We start from the raw sequence: 18,318 nt of genomic DNA on the forward strand, positions 1-18,318 counted from the left end.
AGAACATCATGAGCAAAAAACCAGTATTAGTCATCATGGCAGCAGGAATGGGAAGCCGTTACGGCGGATTAAAACAGATTGATCCGGTTGACCCGTACGGAAATATGATTATCGACTTTTCCATTTATGATGCAAAACAGGCAGGCTTTGAGAAAGTCATCTTTATCATCAAAAAAGCCATCGACGAGGCATTCCGCGAGGGCATCGGCAAGCGAATTGAGAAATACATGGATGTAGAGTATGTTTACCAGGAACTCGACGTTCTCCCGAAAGGCTACGAAGTGCCGGAAGGCCGCGTCAAACCGTGGGGAACCGGTCATGCGATTCTCTGTGCGGCAGAAGCCATCGACGGCGCACCGTTCGCGGTCATCAATTCCGATGATTATTATGGAAGAACGGCATTCGAGGAGATCTACCGCCAGCTGACAACCGAGCAGGATGGCGCGGCCTATCAGTACGCGATGGTTGCCTACGACCTGTACAAAACCCTGACCGACAATGGCCACGTAGCCCGCGGCATCTGCACCGCAGACGACCAGAACCACCTTGTCGGCATTCATGAGCGCACAAGAATCGAAAACCACGGCGGACAGGCCGAATACACCGAGGATGACGGCGCAACCTGGACCGGACTGCCGCAGGGAACCATCGTTTCCATGAACCTCTGGGGCTTCACACCGAGTATCCTGATCGAGCTGAAACGCCGCTTCCTGCCGTTCCTCGAGGATGTATACAAAACCAACCCGTTAAAAGGCGAATACTTCCTGCCGTTCGTTGTCGATGAACTGCTGCAGGAGAAAAAAGCGGAAGTCACCGTACTCCGCTCCTATGATAACTGGTACGGCGTAACGTACAAAGAGGACAAAGAAAATGTCATGGCAGCACTGCAGAAATTAAAAGACGAGGGCCGTTATCCGCAGAAACTGTGGGAAGAATAACAAACGAACGGTACCGGGAAATTTTCTCCATGAGCGCATCTTTCGCAATGAAAAGAAATCCTGTATAATGGATGGAAGGAAATGCAAGGAGAATACCAATGGATACCTTATATATTGTAATACCAGCCTATAATGAGTCGGAAAATATCAAAAGAACGATCGGGGAATGGTATCCCGTCGTGGAGAAGCATAACGGCGGCGGTGCGTCCCGTCTTGTGATCATCAACGACGGAAGCCGCGATGATACGTATGAAATTGCTTCAGCAGAGTGCGAAACCCGCCCGTTGCTCACCGTGCTGACGAAGCCAAACGGCGGCCACGGTTCCACCGTTCTGTACGGCTACCGCTATGCACTTGAAAATGGTGCGGACTATATCTTCCAGACCGATTCCGATGGTCAGACCGATCCGGCGGAGTTCGAAAAGTTCTGGCAGATCCGCGAGGGCTACGACGCCATTTTCGGAAACCGCACAAGCCGCGGCGACGGCTTTTCCCGCGCTGTCGTGGAAAAAGTGCTGTGCGCGGTGCTCTGGACCTGTTTCCACGTATCCGTGCCGGATGCAAATGCCCCGTTCCGTCTGATGAAAGCAGACTACGTGGCCGAGTATCTGCCGCTGATGCCGGAAAACTACAATCTGCCGAACGCACTGCTGACTGCCTTCGGAGCGTATTTTCACCGTAAAATCCGTTTCATCCCGATCAGCTTCAAGCCGCGTCAGGGCGGAACAAATTCCATCAACATCCGTAAAATCGTAAAAATCGGCCGTCAGGCGCTGCACGATTTCTGTGAGATTCAGAAAGCGGCTGCGAAAAAAAGAGGATAAAAAATAATATAAGAGAAGGAACGTATCCCATGTTTCGTGAGATACGTTCCTTCTTTTTGTATGCTTATTTTTTATTATGGACCTTATTTTTAATAGAAGCGATGCGATCTTTTCTGATTCATGGAATCCTTCAGTGTCAGAAGTGATTCGATCAGGATCAGAAGCAGGATCACAGCGATCATGACTGCGAGGATCTGATTTGTCCGCTGATGGAACCAGGAGCCGATTCCTGTGTGTGCAGTCTGTGTATTCTCGGCCTGTGCAGCATTTTCAAGAGCAGCAGTTTCCGAAGTAAGAATCTGTGCATCCGGGTCTGTTGTTCTGACAGATGGTACAATCTGTGTTGCGGCTGGAAGCTGGCTGGAAGAAGTAACAGCGGATGCGGTAACTTCCGGGTGAATGGTGGAAAGATCAACTTCTTCGTCTTCTGTAACAACTGCGCTGGCAATCGGTTCTGCTGCGATCGGTTCGGATGCAGGAACCTGTTCCGGTGCGGTTTTGGATGCAGGAGCTGCGGTTTCCGGAAGAATATTTTCCTGTGCCGGCTGTTCCGAAGCAGATGGCTGTACCGCGGTCGGGGTTTCTGCCGGTGCGGATGGCTGTTCCGGAACGGATGGTTCTGGAGCGGCCGGTTCTTCCGGAACTTCCGGTGCAGATGGCTCTTCCGGAAGAGATGGCTCCGGGTCAGCTGCCGGTGTTTCCGGGATTGCGGTACAGTAAACAAGAGAAGTCATCGCCGCCGAAGAATCCGTAATCACAACGGAACCGCCATTGGAAACGGCCTGTCCATTAACATAGAAGGAAATCTGATCCATATCCAGTGTGTAGCCAGGTTCTGTAACCATCGATACGGAGAATGTTCCGTTTACTTCCTCGACCGGTTCGCTGTTCTGATACAGGACATAGGAACCATCATCGGAAAGATATGACATGGTGACCGGCGCATCCATTGTGGAATCCTGAAATGTCAGGGTAGCATCGGTAAAAGCAAGAGCTGCCTGATCGGTGTTCAGATAGAATTCCAGGTTCTGTGCATCGTAATGGGTGAAGTGAATGGTAATTTCACCAGCGTCTGTATTTTCTGCACTTGGAACTGTCTCTGCTGCTGCCGAATACGGAGCGGAAAAAAATAATCCGGCCGCCAGGAGGCCTGCCATTCCGAATCTCAGAATCAAATTTCCTGTGTGTTTTTTCGTTGTCTGTGTGCTGCGTAACATATGACATCCTCCTTTCGCCTGATCGTTTTTCGATGTCGGTCTGTTTTATTTCCATGCGATAAGTTTCACGTACAAATTGAAAGAAAAATAATTAGTATAATATAAATTTTCTTTCTTTTTAAAGATTATACCACATATAGAAAGAAATATCATGTAAAAATAAAAAGTTAAAAGAAAATTTGAAAATGCGTCAAAAGTGGAAAAGGTTTGTAATGCATGTCGAAAAATAGAAAAAGAACTGTCACAATTTCTTAAAAAATATTTGCTGGAAAAGACGAAAAAAGGGACAGAATGTGAAACGAAAACAAAATAAAAAGAAGAAAACAAGACACGGAAAAGCATTCCGGGCAGGTCTTCTGCAAAAGAAAAAGTGGGAATAAAAACCGATCCAATTCGTCAAAAAAGCGGAAAAGTGGTGAAAAATTGTGGGTTCTATGAAAAAAACGATGGAAAAAGACAGGAATGTTGTCGAAATGTTCCAGTTGACAAAAAGATGTAACACTGGTAGAATCGGTTCGTAACAAGATGTAACAAAAACGTAATAATTATTCAGGAGGTAAGTATGACATTCAAAAAAAGTTATGTGCCGGGCATCCTGGGGAGCGTGCTCACACTGACTGTCATCATGGCTGCACCCGTAAAAGCAGAGACAAATGAGGAAACTATTTTAAATAAAACAGACTGGAGCACAATGGCTGCAGCAAACGTAGAAGGATATGCCAACATCCGCAGCGAGGCAAACGCAGATTCCGAGATCGTCGGAGTTCTGATGCCGGGCTATGCGGTTACCGTAACAGAAAAAGGAGACGAGTGGAGCAAGATCTCTTCCAATGGTGTAGAAGGCTACATAAAGAATGAATATCTGGTATTTGGGGAAGAGGCAAAAGCACATTACCGCAATATGTGCGGTATCACCGGAGTTGTTCAGGCGGACAGCCTTCGTGTCCGTGAGGCAGCATCCACAGATTCCGCGCAGATTGGAACACTGACACAGAATGGTGAGGTCAGCGTATTCGGCGAAGAGGCTGACTGGTATCAGATCCAGTACAGCGGAAGCAGCGCATACGTTCATGCTGATTATGTGACGCTTTCCGAAGAGCTGAAAGGCGCCGTTTCGATGGAAGAGTATCAGGCATCACAGACAGTATCAGCAGGCAGTTCCTCTGTCATTTCCGCAGACAGCAATGATGTGGCCATGCTTGCGGCACTGATCGAATGCGAGGCAGGCGGCGAGAGTTATACCGGAATGGTGGCCGTTGGAGCAGTTGTGGTAAACCGTGTCAACAGCGGTTCTTTCCCGAACAGCATTTCCGGCGTTATTTATCAGAGCGGACAGTTCACACCGGTTGCGACCGGAACATTCCAGAGCGTGCTGGCGCGCGGAGCAAGAAGTGACTGTTACGCAGCTGCACAGGCGGCACTTGCAGGAGAGAGTCCGGTTGGCGGATGCCTGTATTTCAACAGCGGCTACGGCAGCGGAATCCAGATTGGATATCAGCACTTTTATTAAAAAATAAGCATGGAACCTTCGCAAGGGGATAGGCGGAGGGAAAATGCATTCCTATAGATAGATGGATTCAATAGAAAAAGAGTAAGCGGACAAGGGGAGACGTTCGTTTACTCTTTTTCTGTTTTGTTTTGGAAGATGTTCAGGAAGCATCGTTATTATCAAAAATTTTCAGAAGCTTGGTTTTCTGATTATCCGCCCGGAAGTCTGCCAGTGTCTGCCGCAGCGTGGTGCGGCGGACACGGTATGTGTTGGAAAGAAAACAGAAAAACGTGATGCCCCACAGCACCGGCCAGAGGAGGATGCATTTGTAAAGCTTTGGAAACCGTAGCTTCATCTGAATATGGCCTTCGTGGAACCATGCACGGACACCGGTGTGCTGGTAGGAGCCGCTGCTGACGATTTTTCGTTCTGTGTCACTGCCGAAATCACCGTCCGCGAGGATTTTCTCCAGAAAGACAGCACAGTCGGCGGCAGAACAGCGGACCTGCGGGTCAATGGAAGCAGAAAGACCGAAAAAAATACGGCAGGATTCCAGAATCAGCTCATAAAGGTGAAAAATTTTCGATTCCCTGCACCAGAAGTGGATTTTTTCGAAATCAACTTCGGATGCATATTTTTTCAGATACAGCGTAAAATCACAGAGCAGCCGGCTGCCGAAGCCGCTGTAGAGGTAGTGCTTCAGCATGTGATGCAGCATGTAAAAAACATTTTCCGTCGGCGGCAGCACCGGATACGTCTGGCCGTAGAATTCCGCGAAAGCCGGTTTCAGGTGATCGGCAGAGAAAATCTCGTCTACCAGCTCATTCGCCCGGGCAAACTGATAGATGCCGACGATGCGGTAATGAAGTTCCAGCGTAAATGAGCGGCCGGTCTCCGGAAACGTATAACGGTAGGTGACATGATGATCGCTGTCTTCTGGCTCCTCAACGTAGCCGTGCTCCTCGAGAATCCGGCAGGCGCGGGAAAACGCATCCTTTTCCGGAATATAAAGATCCAGATCCCCCAGTTTCCGGTATTCGGGAACCGGATAATTGGCGGCGAGGCTGATGCCCTTTAAGAGAAAACACGGAGTGTTCTCTGCAAGAAGGAATGAAAAAGTAAGGCGTGTAAAATGTTCGAGCTGATAATAGGAGAGCAGCATCTGCTTTGTCTGCTGTTTGAGGGCAGAAAACTGCGGCTGCTGTTCAAAATACGGCAGAAGAAACGGAAGCGAACAGTGTTTTTCTGCCAGACGGTATAAAGCGGACGGATCCACCCCGGTAAGCGGAACCGGATCGGACGAATCCGTGCATAAATTTTTCAAAATCTGTAAATAAACGGTATCAAGTGGCTGCATAAGAGACTCCTTTTGGGAAAAAGTTTGATATGGTTTAGTATACCATAAAATGGAAAATAAATAAAACTTTATTACAGATATCAATAAAAAATAAAATAAAGTTTACAATGCAACAGGTTAGAGCTATAATAAAACTATTAGTATAATTGCTTTTTCCTGCCGTCAGGAAGAAAAGCAAAACTTAAGTGAATGGAGATAAAAATGACCAGAAAAGGTGATTTTGTACTCAGACAGCTTGCAGACGAATATGTTCTGGTTCCATATGGGGCGACGACAGAAGAAATGAATCAGGTACTCACACTAAGCGAAACTGCTGCTTTTATTTACGAGCAGACCGGCGATGCCGCATCCGCAGAGGAGATTGCGGAGCGGCTTGGAAAAGCCTACGATGTGCCGGCGGAGGAAGTGCAGGAGGATGTCAGCGCGGTGCTGAAAACATTTCGGAACTGCGGGATCCTGGAGTGAGGAATCTACGAAAACGAAGAGGATAAAGTATGGTAGTGTTTTTGGTCGGTGGCGAGAGCAGACTGATGGATGCCCTGATCACCAAAATGGAAAAAGACGGACATAAAACATATCTGCTTACGGGAAAGCGGGATGGAAGAGGAAAGTACCGCCGCGTATTTGAACGGTACAATTTCCCGTACGACAGCGAGAGCGTCCGCGAAATCTTTTCAAACGTAAACCCGGATCTTGTGATTTTTCTCGGAGCCTATGATACCAACTATGACTGGAGCGATGCAAGAAGAGAGTCTGTCCGTTTCACGGCGGATCTGACCAATCTTCTGTCCGCTTACGCATTCAATCCCAAAGGACGATTCGTCTACCTGTCCTCCGAGGCAGTTTACGGCCGGTCCTATATGGAGGATATTCACGAGACAGAACCGGCATCCGCCAAAAGCTTTCAGGCGATGGCGATCCTGCAGGGCGAAAATATCTGCAAGAGCTACCGCGACACGAGAGAGATGGACACACGGATTCTGCGGTTTGATCATCTGTATGATACTCCGCGGAAAGGAAAAGCAGACAACAATCCGTGTTTCCAGATGACGCTGGAGATGCTGAAAACAAATCAGATTGCAGCCAACAGCCGCAACACGTTTTCGATGATCTACCAGAACGACGCCGTCGAATTTGCGTACCGCGTGATGATGGAGGAACACCCGAAGTATCCGCTGTACCACATCACATCGGGAGAAGTCATCACACAGATGGATCTGGCGAAACTGATTCAGCAGAACGCAGGCGAAGGTGTGGAGATCCGTGATGACACGGTCGGCGAGGGATTCCGCCTGGCACTGGATGGAAGCCGGTATCAGCAGGAATTTGACGGGAAAATTTTCGTTCCGTATGAAGAAGGCGTCAAAGCTGTTGTAACGTACATGCGCAAATACAGCAGTTCGTTCCTGCAGAGAGAAGACACAGGCGCCGGATGGGGCAACCGTGTCGTGCAGCTGCTGCGCCGGATTTTCATCATGCTGATCCCGTATATCGAGAACCTGATCTGCTTTATCCCGTTTTTCATGATCAACAACCGTGCGGTCGGCAGCCAGTATTTCTCAAAACTGGATGCGTATCTTCTCTATGTACTGCTGTTCGCGATCGTGTACGGCCAGCAGCAGGCGATTTTCTCGGCCCTGCTTGCAACCGCTGGCTACTGTTTCCGGCAGATGTACCACCAGAGCGGTCTGGAAGTGCTGATGGACTACAGCACCTATATCTGGATGGCGCAGCTTTTCATCCTCGGAATGGTGGTCGGTTATATGCGTGACCAGATCGGCCACATCAAAAAGGATGATGAGGAAGAGATCGGCTATCTGCACGGACAGCTCGGCGATATGACCGAGATCAATGACAGCAACGTGCGGATGAAACAGATTTTTGAACTTCAGCTCGTCAACCAGAAGGACAGCCTTGGAAAAATTTATGAAATCACATCGTCGCTCGACCGCTACGGTGCCTACGAGGTGCTTTTCTACGCGGCCCAAATGATTTCGAGACTGATGAACACCGAGGACGTGGCGGTCTACACCGTCGCCAACCGGACATATGCGCGTCTTTTTTCGTTCACATCGCCGACGGCGCGGAAACTGGGAAATTCCATCCGCTATCCGGAGATGGAGGATATGTACGAGGATCTGAAGGAGCACTGCGTTTATATCAACAAAACTATGGATGACCGCTATCCGCTGATGGCACAGGCCGTTTATGCGGAGGATGAAATGCAGATCATCCTGATGCTGTGGGGTCTTCCGTGGGACCGTATGAACCTTGCGGAATCCAACCGTCTGACCGTCATCAGCTATCTGATCCAGAATGCCGTTGTCCGTGCGAACCGTTATCTGGAAGCGCTGCATGAGCGACGCTATCTGGAAAACAGCAGTATTCTTGAGAAGGATGCATTTACCCAGCTGGTCAATGCATTCTTTGATGCGAAGCGGAACGGCCTGACCGAGTGCTCGCTGGTGCAGGTTACGTGCGGTGAGGAGAATTACAAGGAAGCGGCCGAAATTCTTGAAAAGAAACTGCGTCAGACCGATTACGTCGGCCTGCTCGAAGGCGGATTGTACGTGCTGCTCTCCAACGCCGATGAGCAGAATGCAAGGGGTGTTATCTCCCGTTTTGCAGAGGAAGGCTATGAAAGCACGATTGTAGACGGGGAGGTGGCAGCGCAATGAGTCATGAAACGCTGGCGTTCGTGATCCTGTGGATCGTCAATGCCCTGATTGCGCTCGTCTATCTGCTGGTCGGGATTTTCGTGTACGTTCCGGCGTGCGATCTGAAACGGGAGCAGGGTGAGGAGATTCAGTACGATAACCGGAGAGCCTTTTTCATCCGTTTTATCGTCATGGTTCTCTGTCCGGTCGTCGGCCCGGCATTTTTCCTGTGCAGTTTTCTGCTTTATAAAACCGTCTTCCGCCAGGCGGTCGATCTGGAAGACGTTATTTTCAGCAAGGACCGCGTGCAGACGCATCTGAAAGCAGACGAGGAGCGGGAGCGCAACATGGCGCCGCTCGAGGAGGCGCTTGCCGTCAGCGATAAGCGGAATCTGCGGATGCTGATGCTGAACGTCATCCGCGGCGATATGCAGGAATCGCTGGAATCCATCACGATGGCGCTGAACAGCGAGGATTCCGAGACATCCCACTATGCCGCATCGGTGCTCCGCGATGAGCTGAACGGTTTCCGTGCCAATGTACAGAAAATGTACACGCAGATGCAGCAGGAATCCGAGACAGAGACCGATTATGAAGAGATGCTGATCGACTATATGAACCGTGTTTTAAGTCAGAAAATCTTTACGACGCTGGAGCAGACGAAGTATGTCAATATGCTGGAAGAGGCGGCGGAGTCGCTGTACCAGAAAAACTGTGCACGGCTGTCAGCCGACCGGTATGAAGGACTCTGCATCAAACTGCTGGATCTGAAGAAATTTCCGGAAACCGAAAAATGGTGCGAGAGACTGGCACAGCAGCATGGAAACACACTGGCGGCGTATACATGCCGGTTAAAACTGTATTTTACGATGGGAGAGCGGGAAAAGTTCTTTCAGGTGCTGGATGAACTGAAACACTCTGATGTCATCATTGATAATGAAACACTGGAGCTGATACGTATTTTCAGCTGAAGAATTTTGAAACTGTTAAGAAAGGAGGAGCAGGCCGATGTCAATGAAATGGCTGACAATTTTACAATTTCTGGAAATTGTTGCTGCGTATGGCATCGTAACCCTGTTTCTCCCCTGGCTGATACTCCGGAAGCGGTTCCGCCGGTTTTCCGTTGCGGAACAGATCACCGGATATTTTTTTGCGGGGAATTTTTATATCATTTATCTGGTGTATCTGCTGCAGTTTCTGCATATCAGCAATCGCGTGACGCTGATCCTCGGAACTGCGGGACCGTTTCTTGGGGTCTGGATCTGGAAGAGAAGAAGCCTGGTTCCGGGGGCGGTTGAAAGCCTGCTGGTGCTGATCGAACGGCTGCTGAGCGGGGAGCGGGGAAAGAAGACCTCGCTGGTGCAGATCCGGAGGATGATTTACGAGCGGTGTTTCCGTGGCAGACGGAGGCAGTGGATGAATGTGCTGCCGGAACTGGCGGTGCTGGGATTTGCGATTGCCGCGGTTACGTATGTGTACGGGCCGAATATGGTGAAAGTGTTCGGCTACAAGGCGAGTGATATCCCGGTACACAACTACTGGATCAATGAACTTGACCGGAACAATATCTGGGCTGCGGGCGTGTATCCGTATGGATTCCACATTGTGATTTATTATCTTCATGTGGTGTTTGGAATTAAGACGTATGTGCTGCTGCGGATTTTCGGCGTGGTGCAGACGTACTTTGTATATCTGGCACTGGTTGCGGCACTGAAGATGGTGTGTAAGGGGAGATTTACGCCGTATCTGGGGGTGCTGTTTTATGTGATGGATATCTTCAACCGGAATACGTATGCACGCTTTGAGAGTGCGCTTCCGCAGGAATTCAGTATGATTTTTATTCTGACTTCCGTTTGTATGGCAATCCGTTTCTTTCAGGAATTTGCCAAAGAACAGAAAGCGCCGGAGGAGGAGAAAAAAGAACTGGACAAAAACTGCAGCTGGTATCTGGTGCAGTTTGCAATTGGATTTTCGCTGACCCTGACGATTCATTTTTACAGTACCATGGTTGCCGGACTGTTCTGCATCGGCGTTGCTGCCGGCTTCTGTTTTCGGTTTGTCAGATGGAAATACTTCCGGAGAATCATGGTTACGGGAATTCTAAGCGTTCTGATTTCTGTTCTGCCGATGGCGGCCGGCGTTGCCATGGGAAAGGGTCTGCAGGGATCGCTGTACTGGGGCATGAGCGTTATCACAGGCGGAAAAGATGAAGATGCGGACACAGAGAGCATATCGTCTCAGGTAGATGCGTCCAGCGTTTCTGCAGATAGTGAAATGGGAGGCAGCGGGGGAACATCGGATGCGTCAGATACTCTTTCAGGCAGCACAGCAGGGGAAGACACAAACAGTTCTGCACTCAGCGAGTCACAGGTAGAAGAACTGCGAAAAGAAGCGGAGAGACAATTGCAGGAACAGCAGAAACCGCTGTCGGAGAAATTGAAGGAAAAACTGACGGCAATTCGAAGCAGTATTCGAATTAATGTCATGAACGTAAAACCATATATTGTAGAGATTACATTGGGAAGTATTCTTGCTTTAATGGTTCTTGGGATTTTGATGCTGGTATTGCGGGAAAATGATTTTGCGGGATCCATTCTTTCTGCGTCAGTTTATCTGCTTAGTATGTGCTCTCTGCAGTGTGCCTCACTGCTTCATCTTCCGGCGTTGATGGATGCCAACCGCTGCGGTATTTTTCTCTGCTATTCCGTTTGTTTTGCCTGGGCGTTGGGCGTGGATGCGGTTCTGTATCTGGCAGTGCGCTGGTGGAAGAACCGATGGATCAGCAATGCGGCTTCCATTTTGGCACTTGCGATGGCCGTAACAGGCGTTTTATCGCAGGATCTCATAAGAGAACCGATCAAAGTCGGAGCACTGGAAGATAACGGAGCCATGACCTGCCTGACCAACATTTTGCGGGAAAATAAAGATTTTACCTGGACAATCTGTTCGGCCAATGATGAATTTCAAATGATAGAGTTTTATGGTTATCACTATGAGATCATCACACTCCTGCGGGAAATGAAGAATCTGGAGAACAATACGGAAATTATTATTCCGACGCAGAATGTCTATTTCTTTATCGAAAAAATTCCGGTGGATGTGGATGGAGTCACGGGTCATGAGGAAGTAACCAAAGAAGGAGCAGAAGAACCAGTTCCATGGAGTTCCGGAATTCTTCCTTATACACAGGAATCCCGCTGGATCACCATGAGCCACATCTACTACTGGGCACAGAAATTCAAAGAACTGTATCCGGATGAAATGGAAGTTTATTATGAGTCCGACAGCTTTGTCTGCTATCGGCTTAATCAGAATGTCAACAGTCCTTACAATCTTGCGATTGATTACGGCTACAATAACCCGATGCCGAAAACGGAGAACAAGGAGGAGTAACTATGGTTTCCCGCAGAAACTTTGCAGCAATTACAATGATTATGGCAATCGTCCTCTTTTTGTTTCAGGGGCTGAATCTGGCGAAGGAAAAGCTGAACCATTATGAAAGGAATGCGTATGCGGCTGAGAAAGAAGAACTGGAAGACAACAGCAACGTCTTTGGTGCAGAAGATACTTCCGGGGAAGTAAACGTGGAGGGCAGCAGAGGAAAGATGGTCTATATTGGAAATGATATGGACAGCTCTGTGGGAGCCGTTATCTCTGAGTGGTGCCGGTATATGAAGTATGAAGCGGTATCCTGCAAATCCATGAGCAAATACGACAAGGCCATGGCGAAAAAAGGTGCCGTACAGCCGGAAATAATTGTCGTAAATTCGGAGAGCATTGACTGGACCACCTTAAAGGATGTCATGGATCTGCAGGACTGTGTTGACGAGGGCATTCACGTTGTGTTTGCAAATCTTCCGGATGTATCTGTAATCAAAAAGAATCAGAAGCTGCGGGAACTGATTGGAATTACAGAAGTAAGAGAAGATTCGACAACCGTTAAAGGGTTGGATCTGTATGACAATCTGATGCTCGGCGGAGAAAATATTTATCAGGCCGAGAAGAAAGCAGAAGAAAAAATGCAGGATCTGGAACTCACTTTTCCGTGGTTTAAGCTCGCCAACGGAACGAAAGCCTATATGAAGGGTTTTCCGGAGGACGAAACACTGAAAACGCAGGACTATCCTGTTGTGATCTGGAGAAAAAATTTTGAGACGGCCAGTGTGTTTGTGGTAAACGGAGATTACATGGAAGACGAAGTCGGACTGGGACTGCTGACGGGAATGCTCTATGAAACGAGAAACTATCTGATCTATCCGGTTGTCAATGCACAGAACCTCATTATGCAGAACTTTCCGTCTCTTGCGGAAGAAAATACGAATGAGATGCAGGAAATCTACGGAAACGGAACGAAAGGCGTGAACCGTGATATTATCTGGCCGTCGATTGCATCCATTTACGAAAAAAACCACTTTGGCCTTACCTGTATGACAGCGCCGAAACTGGACTATGACAATCCGGCAGAGCCGGACGGCAGTCTGCTGAACTATTATGCGAAACTGCTCAACGAAGAAAAAGGAGAAATGGGACTTTCCGGTTTTACAGAATCCGAAACAGTCTTAAAAGAAAAACTGACAGAAGATCAGGAATTTATGAAGAACAATCTTTCCGATTTTCAGTTTTCTTCTTTTTACAGCGGAAACTTAAGTGAGAAAGAAATACAGAACGCACTGCAGCAGTCCATTCTGCAGAATGTCCGCACAGTAGTCACCGATCAGGATACAGAGGGCGATCTTGTCGGATATCTGGACAAACAGACGACGCGGCAGAAAATTGTCACAGAAGATACCGATCAATTTACGTACCGTTCCTGGATGAAAATGAAGAGCATTGAAAGTGCACTCGGCTATGCCAGCGTTGAACTGGATCTGAACAAAGTGATTTATCCGAAAACAGAGAATGACCGCTGGGAAAAAATCGTGAAAGAATTTGCTTCCAATGTTGGAACCTACTGGCAGCCATTTTCCGGCTTTGACGGAACCACCGTTTCCGACTGTGATTCGAGAATCCGTACTTTTCTGAACTCCCGTTACGAGGATGAAAGAGAGGATGATACGATCACCTTAAAGACCACGGGAACAGAGAAAACGGCCTATTATGTAATCCGGACACACAATGAAAGTGTCGAGAAGGTCACCGGCGGAACCGCAGAACAGCTGGAAGATTCTGCATGGCTGATCCGAGCCGAAAAGAGCGAAGTCACCATCACACTTGGTGCGGCGGATCACCGCTATTATTACGAGAAAGGGGCGAAAAACAAATGAAAGTCTGTATTGTAGCAGAAGGCTGTTACCCCTTTGTGGTGGGCGGCGTTTCGAGCTGGGTGCACAGTCTGATCCAGCTGTTTCCGGAAACGGAATTTATTATTCTTGCGATTGCGGCGAATCGTTCACAGCGCGGAAAGTATGCGTATGAACTGCCGAAAAATGTCTCTGCCGTCTACGAACTGTATCTTGATGATGTAGACTGGGGCGGAAGCAAGAAAATGTACCGGCACCGCCTGAAAAAAGAGCAGTACCAGGCGCTTCGAAGCCTGATTCTCGATCAGGATATCGAGTGGAATGTCCTGTTTGATTTGTTCCAGAAAGAAAATATTTCTCTGAACGGTCTTTTGATGGGAGAGGACTTCCTGAATGCCGTAAGAGACTGCTATAATCTGAAATACAGCCAGATCGTATTCTCAGACTTTTTATGGACAATGCGCTCGATCTATCTGCCGCTGTTCCTTACAATGCAGACCGAGCTCCCCAAAGCAGATCTCTATCACTGCGTTGCAACCGGTTATGCCGGCGTGCTTGGGGCTATGGCAAAGCATTTCTACGGCAGCCGTCTTCTGATTTCCGAGCATGGAATCTATACCCGTGAGCGAGAGGAAGAACTGATCAAAGCGAAATGGGTTGCAGGAATCTACAAAAACATCTGGATCGATCAGTTCCGAAAAATGTCAAAGCTGGCCTATAACGAAGGAACATTGATCACATCTCTGTTTGAGCATGCCCGTGAACTGCAGATTGAACTTGGATGCCCGGTGGAAAAAACCATGGTAACACCGAACGGAATCCGCGTGGAAAATCTTCAGAACATTCCGGAAAAAACAGAGGAGGATGAGGGCAAGATCAATATCGGTGCGGTCCTTCGTGTCACGCCGATCAAAGACGTGAAAACGATGATTCAGGCATTCGCCTTTGCAAAAGAACGTGACAGCCGTCTGAAGCTCTGGATCATGGGACCGTGGGAAGAGGACCGCGAGTATGCGGAAGAATGCTTTCAACTTGTGTCCGATATGGAAATTGCGGATGTGGTATTCACTGGAAGAATTAATATCCGCGATTATCTTGGACGCATGGATGTAACCATCCTCACCAGCATCAGTGAAGGTCAGCCGTTGACGATCCTTGAGAGCTATGCAGCACATAAGCCGGTCATTGCGACGGATGTCGGAAATTGCTATGGCTTAATTTATGGTGAAAGCGATGATTTTGGTGCGGCTGGAATTGTCACGCACATCATGAATATTGAAGAAATTGCGCAGGCGATGCTGGATATGGCTGCAAGTGAGAAAAGACGTCTTGAAATGGGCGAGATCGGTTACCGCCGCGTGATGCAGAAGTACCGCGTGGAATATATGCAGAAAACATACTGGGATATTTACCACGATTTTGCAGAACAGATGGGTCTGGAGTGGAAAGAAGAACCGGTAAAACTGCCGGAAACACACGAATAAATACAGCACCACGAGTGGAAAGGGGCAGAAAACATGGCAGGAATAGGAGTTCGTCTGAACCGGATTTTTGAAAAAAACACAATTACGACAGACCTGATTGGATTTTTATACAGTACCGTAGTAACAATCGCGCCGATGATGGTTATTATCATCAATCTGATCTTAATGGAGTATCTGCTTGAGTTTTCCAGCGTTGGATATGCCACGCGTGAGCTGTTCTCCTGTACGATTCTCTATATCTTTATTTTTTCCTTACTGACAGCATCACCATTCAACGCGGTGTTGTCCCGCTATATGTCGGACGTGATTTACGAGGAGCGGTATCAGGATATCCTTCCGTGTTACCATATTGGAATGATTCTGAACATCGGTTTAAGCTGTCTGGCAGGCATACCGTTCTGTCTATGGGAGCATTTCGTCGGAAAAGTGTCGACTGCGTATGTGTTCTGTGGATTTTGCGGCTACATCAGTCTCGTACTGGTTTTCTATTCGATGATTTACCTTTCCATCTGTAAGGATTATCAGAGAATCTCACAGTATTTCTTCTTTGGAATGCTAGTTGCGTTTGTTCTTGCTCTGATTCTGCATTTCATTGTGAAGTGGGAGACCACCCGCAGTATGCTGTTTTCGCTGACCGTCGGGTTCTTTGTGACGGCGACATTGGAAAATGCGCTGATCCGTCGGTATTTCGTTAAAAACAGCAACCGTTACTGGCCGGTGCTGCAGTATTTCAAAAAATACTGGAAACTCATTTTTACGAATTTCCTGTATATTCTGGGACTGTATATTCACAACTTTGTATTCTGGACAACCGACATGCGCATGGAACTCGTGAAGACTTTCGTCTGCAATCAGCCGTACGATATGGCTTCCTGCCTTGCCATGTTTACGAATATTTCCGCGTCGATCATTTTCATTGCGCGCGTCGAAATGCGTTTCCATGAGAAATATAAACTGTATTCCGAGGCGGTCATCGGAGGAAGGGGCGCGGATATTGATAATGCGAAGAAGCGTATGTTCCGCCAGCTTTCCAGTGAATTGATGACACTTGCGCGCCTTCAGTTTATTATTTCTGTTGTAGTTTATCTGATTTGTGTTATTCTATTACCAAGAAAAGGATTTTCCGGCATGACCCTGAAAATTTATCCGTCCCTTGCGGTTGGATATTTTATTCTGTTTCTCATGTATGCGGAAATCATTTTTCTGTATTATTTCGACGATCTGACTGGCGCAATCCTGACGGCGATTGTGTTCTGCCTCGTTACCTGGATCGGAAGCATCATTGCGACACATCTGCCGGTGATCTGGTACGGTGCGGGAGTCATAGCGGGCGCATTTGCCGGCTGGAGCATGGCGTTTGCGAGACTGCGCTGGGTCGAGAAAAATATGGATGCACACGTTTTCTGCCGCGGCAATCTGATCCGGCGCGGAAAAGGAAAACGGCCGTCCGGTATGGTTTACCAGAGAGCAGACAAAGAGGAACAGAAGGAGGAAATGTAAATGAGTACGGCTGCGATTGTAAAGTTTTGTGTTATTCTGGTTGGAATTGGAATTATGGCGATCACATTTGTGCTGCATGCGGAAAAGAAACTGACAGTAAATCTGGCGGTTACCTGGGAACTGCTTGGTATAGCTGCAATTTTAAGCGGTGCAGTTCCGAAGTTTTCCGGATGGAGCCGCCGATTAAGTCTTGGAAGTCTTGTGGTGCTTCTTATAACTGCATTTCTGGTATTATGGGGTGTTTATCAGATGACGATACAAATTTCTTCACTGATTATGAAAAATCAGGAACTTGCAATACAGGTTTCGCTTTTAAATCAGGAGAATGAAAGGATTTTGCAGGAATTGGAAAAATTGACGGGAAAGAGCACCAGAGAGTTATAAAACAAGTCAGGCGGAAAAGATACATGAAAAAAATATTGTTTGTGATAAATACACTTGGACGGGCAGGAGCAGAGACAGCACTCATCGAACTTCTGAACTATCTCGATGTGGATGAATATGAGATTTCTTTGTATGTGCTTTTAGGACAGGGAGAAATGATCTCAAAGGTACCGCAGAAGATTCATGTAAAAAATAAGAAAATCTGTACCGATTCTGTACTTTCCAGTGCGGGACGGCAGAAAATGCTGCTTACATCGTTGGCGGCACTGTTCCGAAATGGACATACCAGGGAAAAGATTGCTTACATAATTAAAAATCTGTGCGTGATGAAAAAGACGGGAAAAATCCAACCAGACAAACTGCTCTGGCGTGTGGTTTCTGATGGCGCGGACCGGTTTGATGAAAAGTTTGATCTGGCAGTTGCCTATCTGGAGGGAGGTTCGACATATTACGTTGCAGATCACGTAAATGCAAAGAAAAAAGCTGCATTTGTTCATATTGCTTACGGCGATTCGGGCTATACACGGGAAATGGACCGTGGTTGTTATGAAAAAATGGATGTGATTTACACTGTTTCGAAAGAGACTCGTCGCCATTTTCTGGAATTTTATCCGGAGTATGAGAAAAAAGTTCAGATTTTCCATAATATAATAGACAGCGAAAGAATTGAGCGCGAGGCGAAAAAGCCGGGCGGTTTTTCAGATTCCTATGACGGTGTCCGTATTCTGACGGTCGGGAGACTGGCATATCAGAAAGCGTATGATATTGCCGTTCAGGCGATGAGACAGATTAAAGATGCCGGTTATCAGGCGCGGTGGTATATTATCGGCGAGGGGGCCGAGCGGAAAGCACTCGAAAAACAAATTGCAGAGCTGGGTCTGCAGGCGGATTTTGTACTGCTTGGAATGAAAGAAAATCCATTTCCCTACTATGCACAGTGCGATCTCTATGTGCATGCGACGCGGTTTGAGGGAAAAAGCATTGCCATTCAGGAAGCACAGATGCTTGGCTGTGCTGTGATTGCATCGGACTGCGCCGGAAACAGGGAGCAGATGGAAGATGGCGTTGATGGTCTGCTCTGCCCGCTGACACCGGAGGGCATTGCAGAAAAGATAGAGGAATTAATTGATGATCCTGAAAAAAAGAATCGGCTTGCTGCGGCAGCAAAACAGAAAGCGAACGGACAGACAGAGGACATTCAGCGGCTGCTGGATCTGATGAAATGAGG

Annotated in this window: 14 protein-coding genes; 12 read left to right on the plus strand and 2 right to left on the minus strand. The window is 47.8% G+C overall.

What is annotated here, in order from left to right; all coding sequences use genetic code 11:
• Positions 1–8: 8 nt before the first annotated feature.
• Positions 9–938 (plus strand): nucleotidyltransferase family protein, encoded by a 930-nt coding sequence (locus ACY2VW_RS06970; protein WP_461877539.1) that lies wholly within the window; start codon positions 9–11, stop codon positions 936–938.
• A gap of 98 nt (positions 939–1,036) precedes the next feature.
• The gene (locus ACY2VW_RS06975) at positions 1,037–1,762 is read left to right on the plus strand and encodes a glycosyltransferase family 2 protein (RefSeq protein ID WP_461877540.1); all 726 of its coding nucleotides are present in this window, start codon (positions 1,037–1,039) and stop codon (positions 1,760–1,762) included.
• A gap of 89 nt (positions 1,763–1,851) precedes the next feature.
• Here the strand turns inward: ACY2VW_RS06975 and ACY2VW_RS06980 are convergent, their stop codons facing one another.
• The gene (locus tag ACY2VW_RS06980; protein ID WP_461877542.1) at positions 1,852–2,979 is read right to left on the minus strand and encodes a hypothetical protein; all 1,128 of its coding nucleotides are present in this window, start codon (positions 2,977–2,979) and stop codon (positions 1,852–1,854) included.
• 562 nt (positions 2,980–3,541) lie between these two features.
• Between ACY2VW_RS06980 and ACY2VW_RS06985 the strand changes: the two genes are divergently transcribed.
• Positions 3,542–4,489: an SH3 domain-containing protein gene (locus ACY2VW_RS06985; protein ID WP_461877543.1), complete on the plus strand. Its 948-nt coding sequence runs from the start codon at positions 3,542–3,544 to the stop codon at positions 4,487–4,489.
• 139 nt (positions 4,490–4,628) lie between these two features.
• On the opposite strand, the gene ACY2VW_RS06990 is transcribed toward ACY2VW_RS06985, so the two are convergent.
• The gene (locus tag ACY2VW_RS06990) at positions 4,629–5,825 is read right to left on the minus strand and encodes a nucleotidyltransferase domain-containing protein (RefSeq protein ID WP_461877544.1); all 1,197 of its coding nucleotides are present in this window, start codon (positions 5,823–5,825) and stop codon (positions 4,629–4,631) included.
• Positions 5,826–6,026: 201 nt separating this feature from the next.
• Here ACY2VW_RS06990 and ACY2VW_RS06995 point away from each other — a divergent pair, with 201 nt between their 5' ends.
• The 9 genes from ACY2VW_RS06995 to ACY2VW_RS07035 are packed head-to-tail and all read left to right on the plus strand — an operon-like array spanning position 6,027 to position 18,316.
• Positions 6,027–6,290 (plus strand): PqqD family protein, encoded by a 264-nt coding sequence (locus tag ACY2VW_RS06995; RefSeq protein WP_461877546.1) that lies wholly within the window; start codon positions 6,027–6,029, stop codon positions 6,288–6,290.
• A 29-nt stretch (positions 6,291–6,319) separates the two neighbouring features.
• A complete protein-coding gene (locus tag ACY2VW_RS07000; protein ID WP_461877548.1) occupies positions 6,320–8,503 on the plus strand; it encodes an NAD-dependent epimerase/dehydratase family protein in 2,184 nt (727 codons plus the stop codon).
• Entirely contained in the window at positions 8,500–9,453 is a 954-nt protein-coding gene (locus tag ACY2VW_RS07005; RefSeq protein ID WP_461877549.1) for a hypothetical protein, read from the plus strand. The genes ACY2VW_RS07000 and ACY2VW_RS07005 overlap by 4 nt, the downstream gene beginning before the upstream one ends.
• Before the next feature lie 37 nt (positions 9,454–9,490).
• The gene (locus ACY2VW_RS07010; RefSeq protein ID WP_461877550.1) at positions 9,491–11,875 is read left to right on the plus strand and encodes a hypothetical protein; all 2,385 of its coding nucleotides are present in this window, start codon (positions 9,491–9,493) and stop codon (positions 11,873–11,875) included.
• A gap of 2 nt (positions 11,876–11,877) precedes the next feature.
• Positions 11,878–13,746 carry a DUF2194 domain-containing protein gene (locus ACY2VW_RS07015; RefSeq protein ID WP_461877552.1) on the plus strand — a complete coding sequence of 623 codons (1,869 nt, stop codon included), beginning with the start codon at positions 11,878–11,880 and terminating at the stop codon, positions 13,744–13,746.
• Positions 13,743–15,206, plus strand: a complete 1,464-nt coding sequence (pelF, locus tag ACY2VW_RS07020; protein ID WP_461877553.1) for a GT4 family glycosyltransferase PelF — start codon at positions 13,743–13,745, stop codon at positions 15,204–15,206. The genes ACY2VW_RS07015 and pelF overlap by 4 nt, the downstream gene beginning before the upstream one ends.
• A gap of 33 nt (positions 15,207–15,239) precedes the next feature.
• Entirely contained in the window at positions 15,240–16,706 is a 1,467-nt protein-coding gene (pelG, locus tag ACY2VW_RS07025; RefSeq protein ID WP_461877554.1) for an exopolysaccharide Pel transporter PelG, read from the plus strand.
• Positions 16,707–17,090: a DUF2304 family protein gene (locus ACY2VW_RS07030; protein WP_461877556.1), complete on the plus strand. Its 384-nt coding sequence runs from the start codon at positions 16,707–16,709 to the stop codon at positions 17,088–17,090. It abuts the gene before it with no gap.
• 23 nt (positions 17,091–17,113) lie between these two features.
• Positions 17,114–18,316, plus strand: a complete 1,203-nt coding sequence (locus ACY2VW_RS07035; protein WP_461877557.1) for a glycosyltransferase — start codon at positions 17,114–17,116, stop codon at positions 18,314–18,316.
• Positions 18,317–18,318 lie beyond the last annotated feature (2 nt).

Source organism: Fusicatenibacter sp. (genome assembly GCF_977045365.1).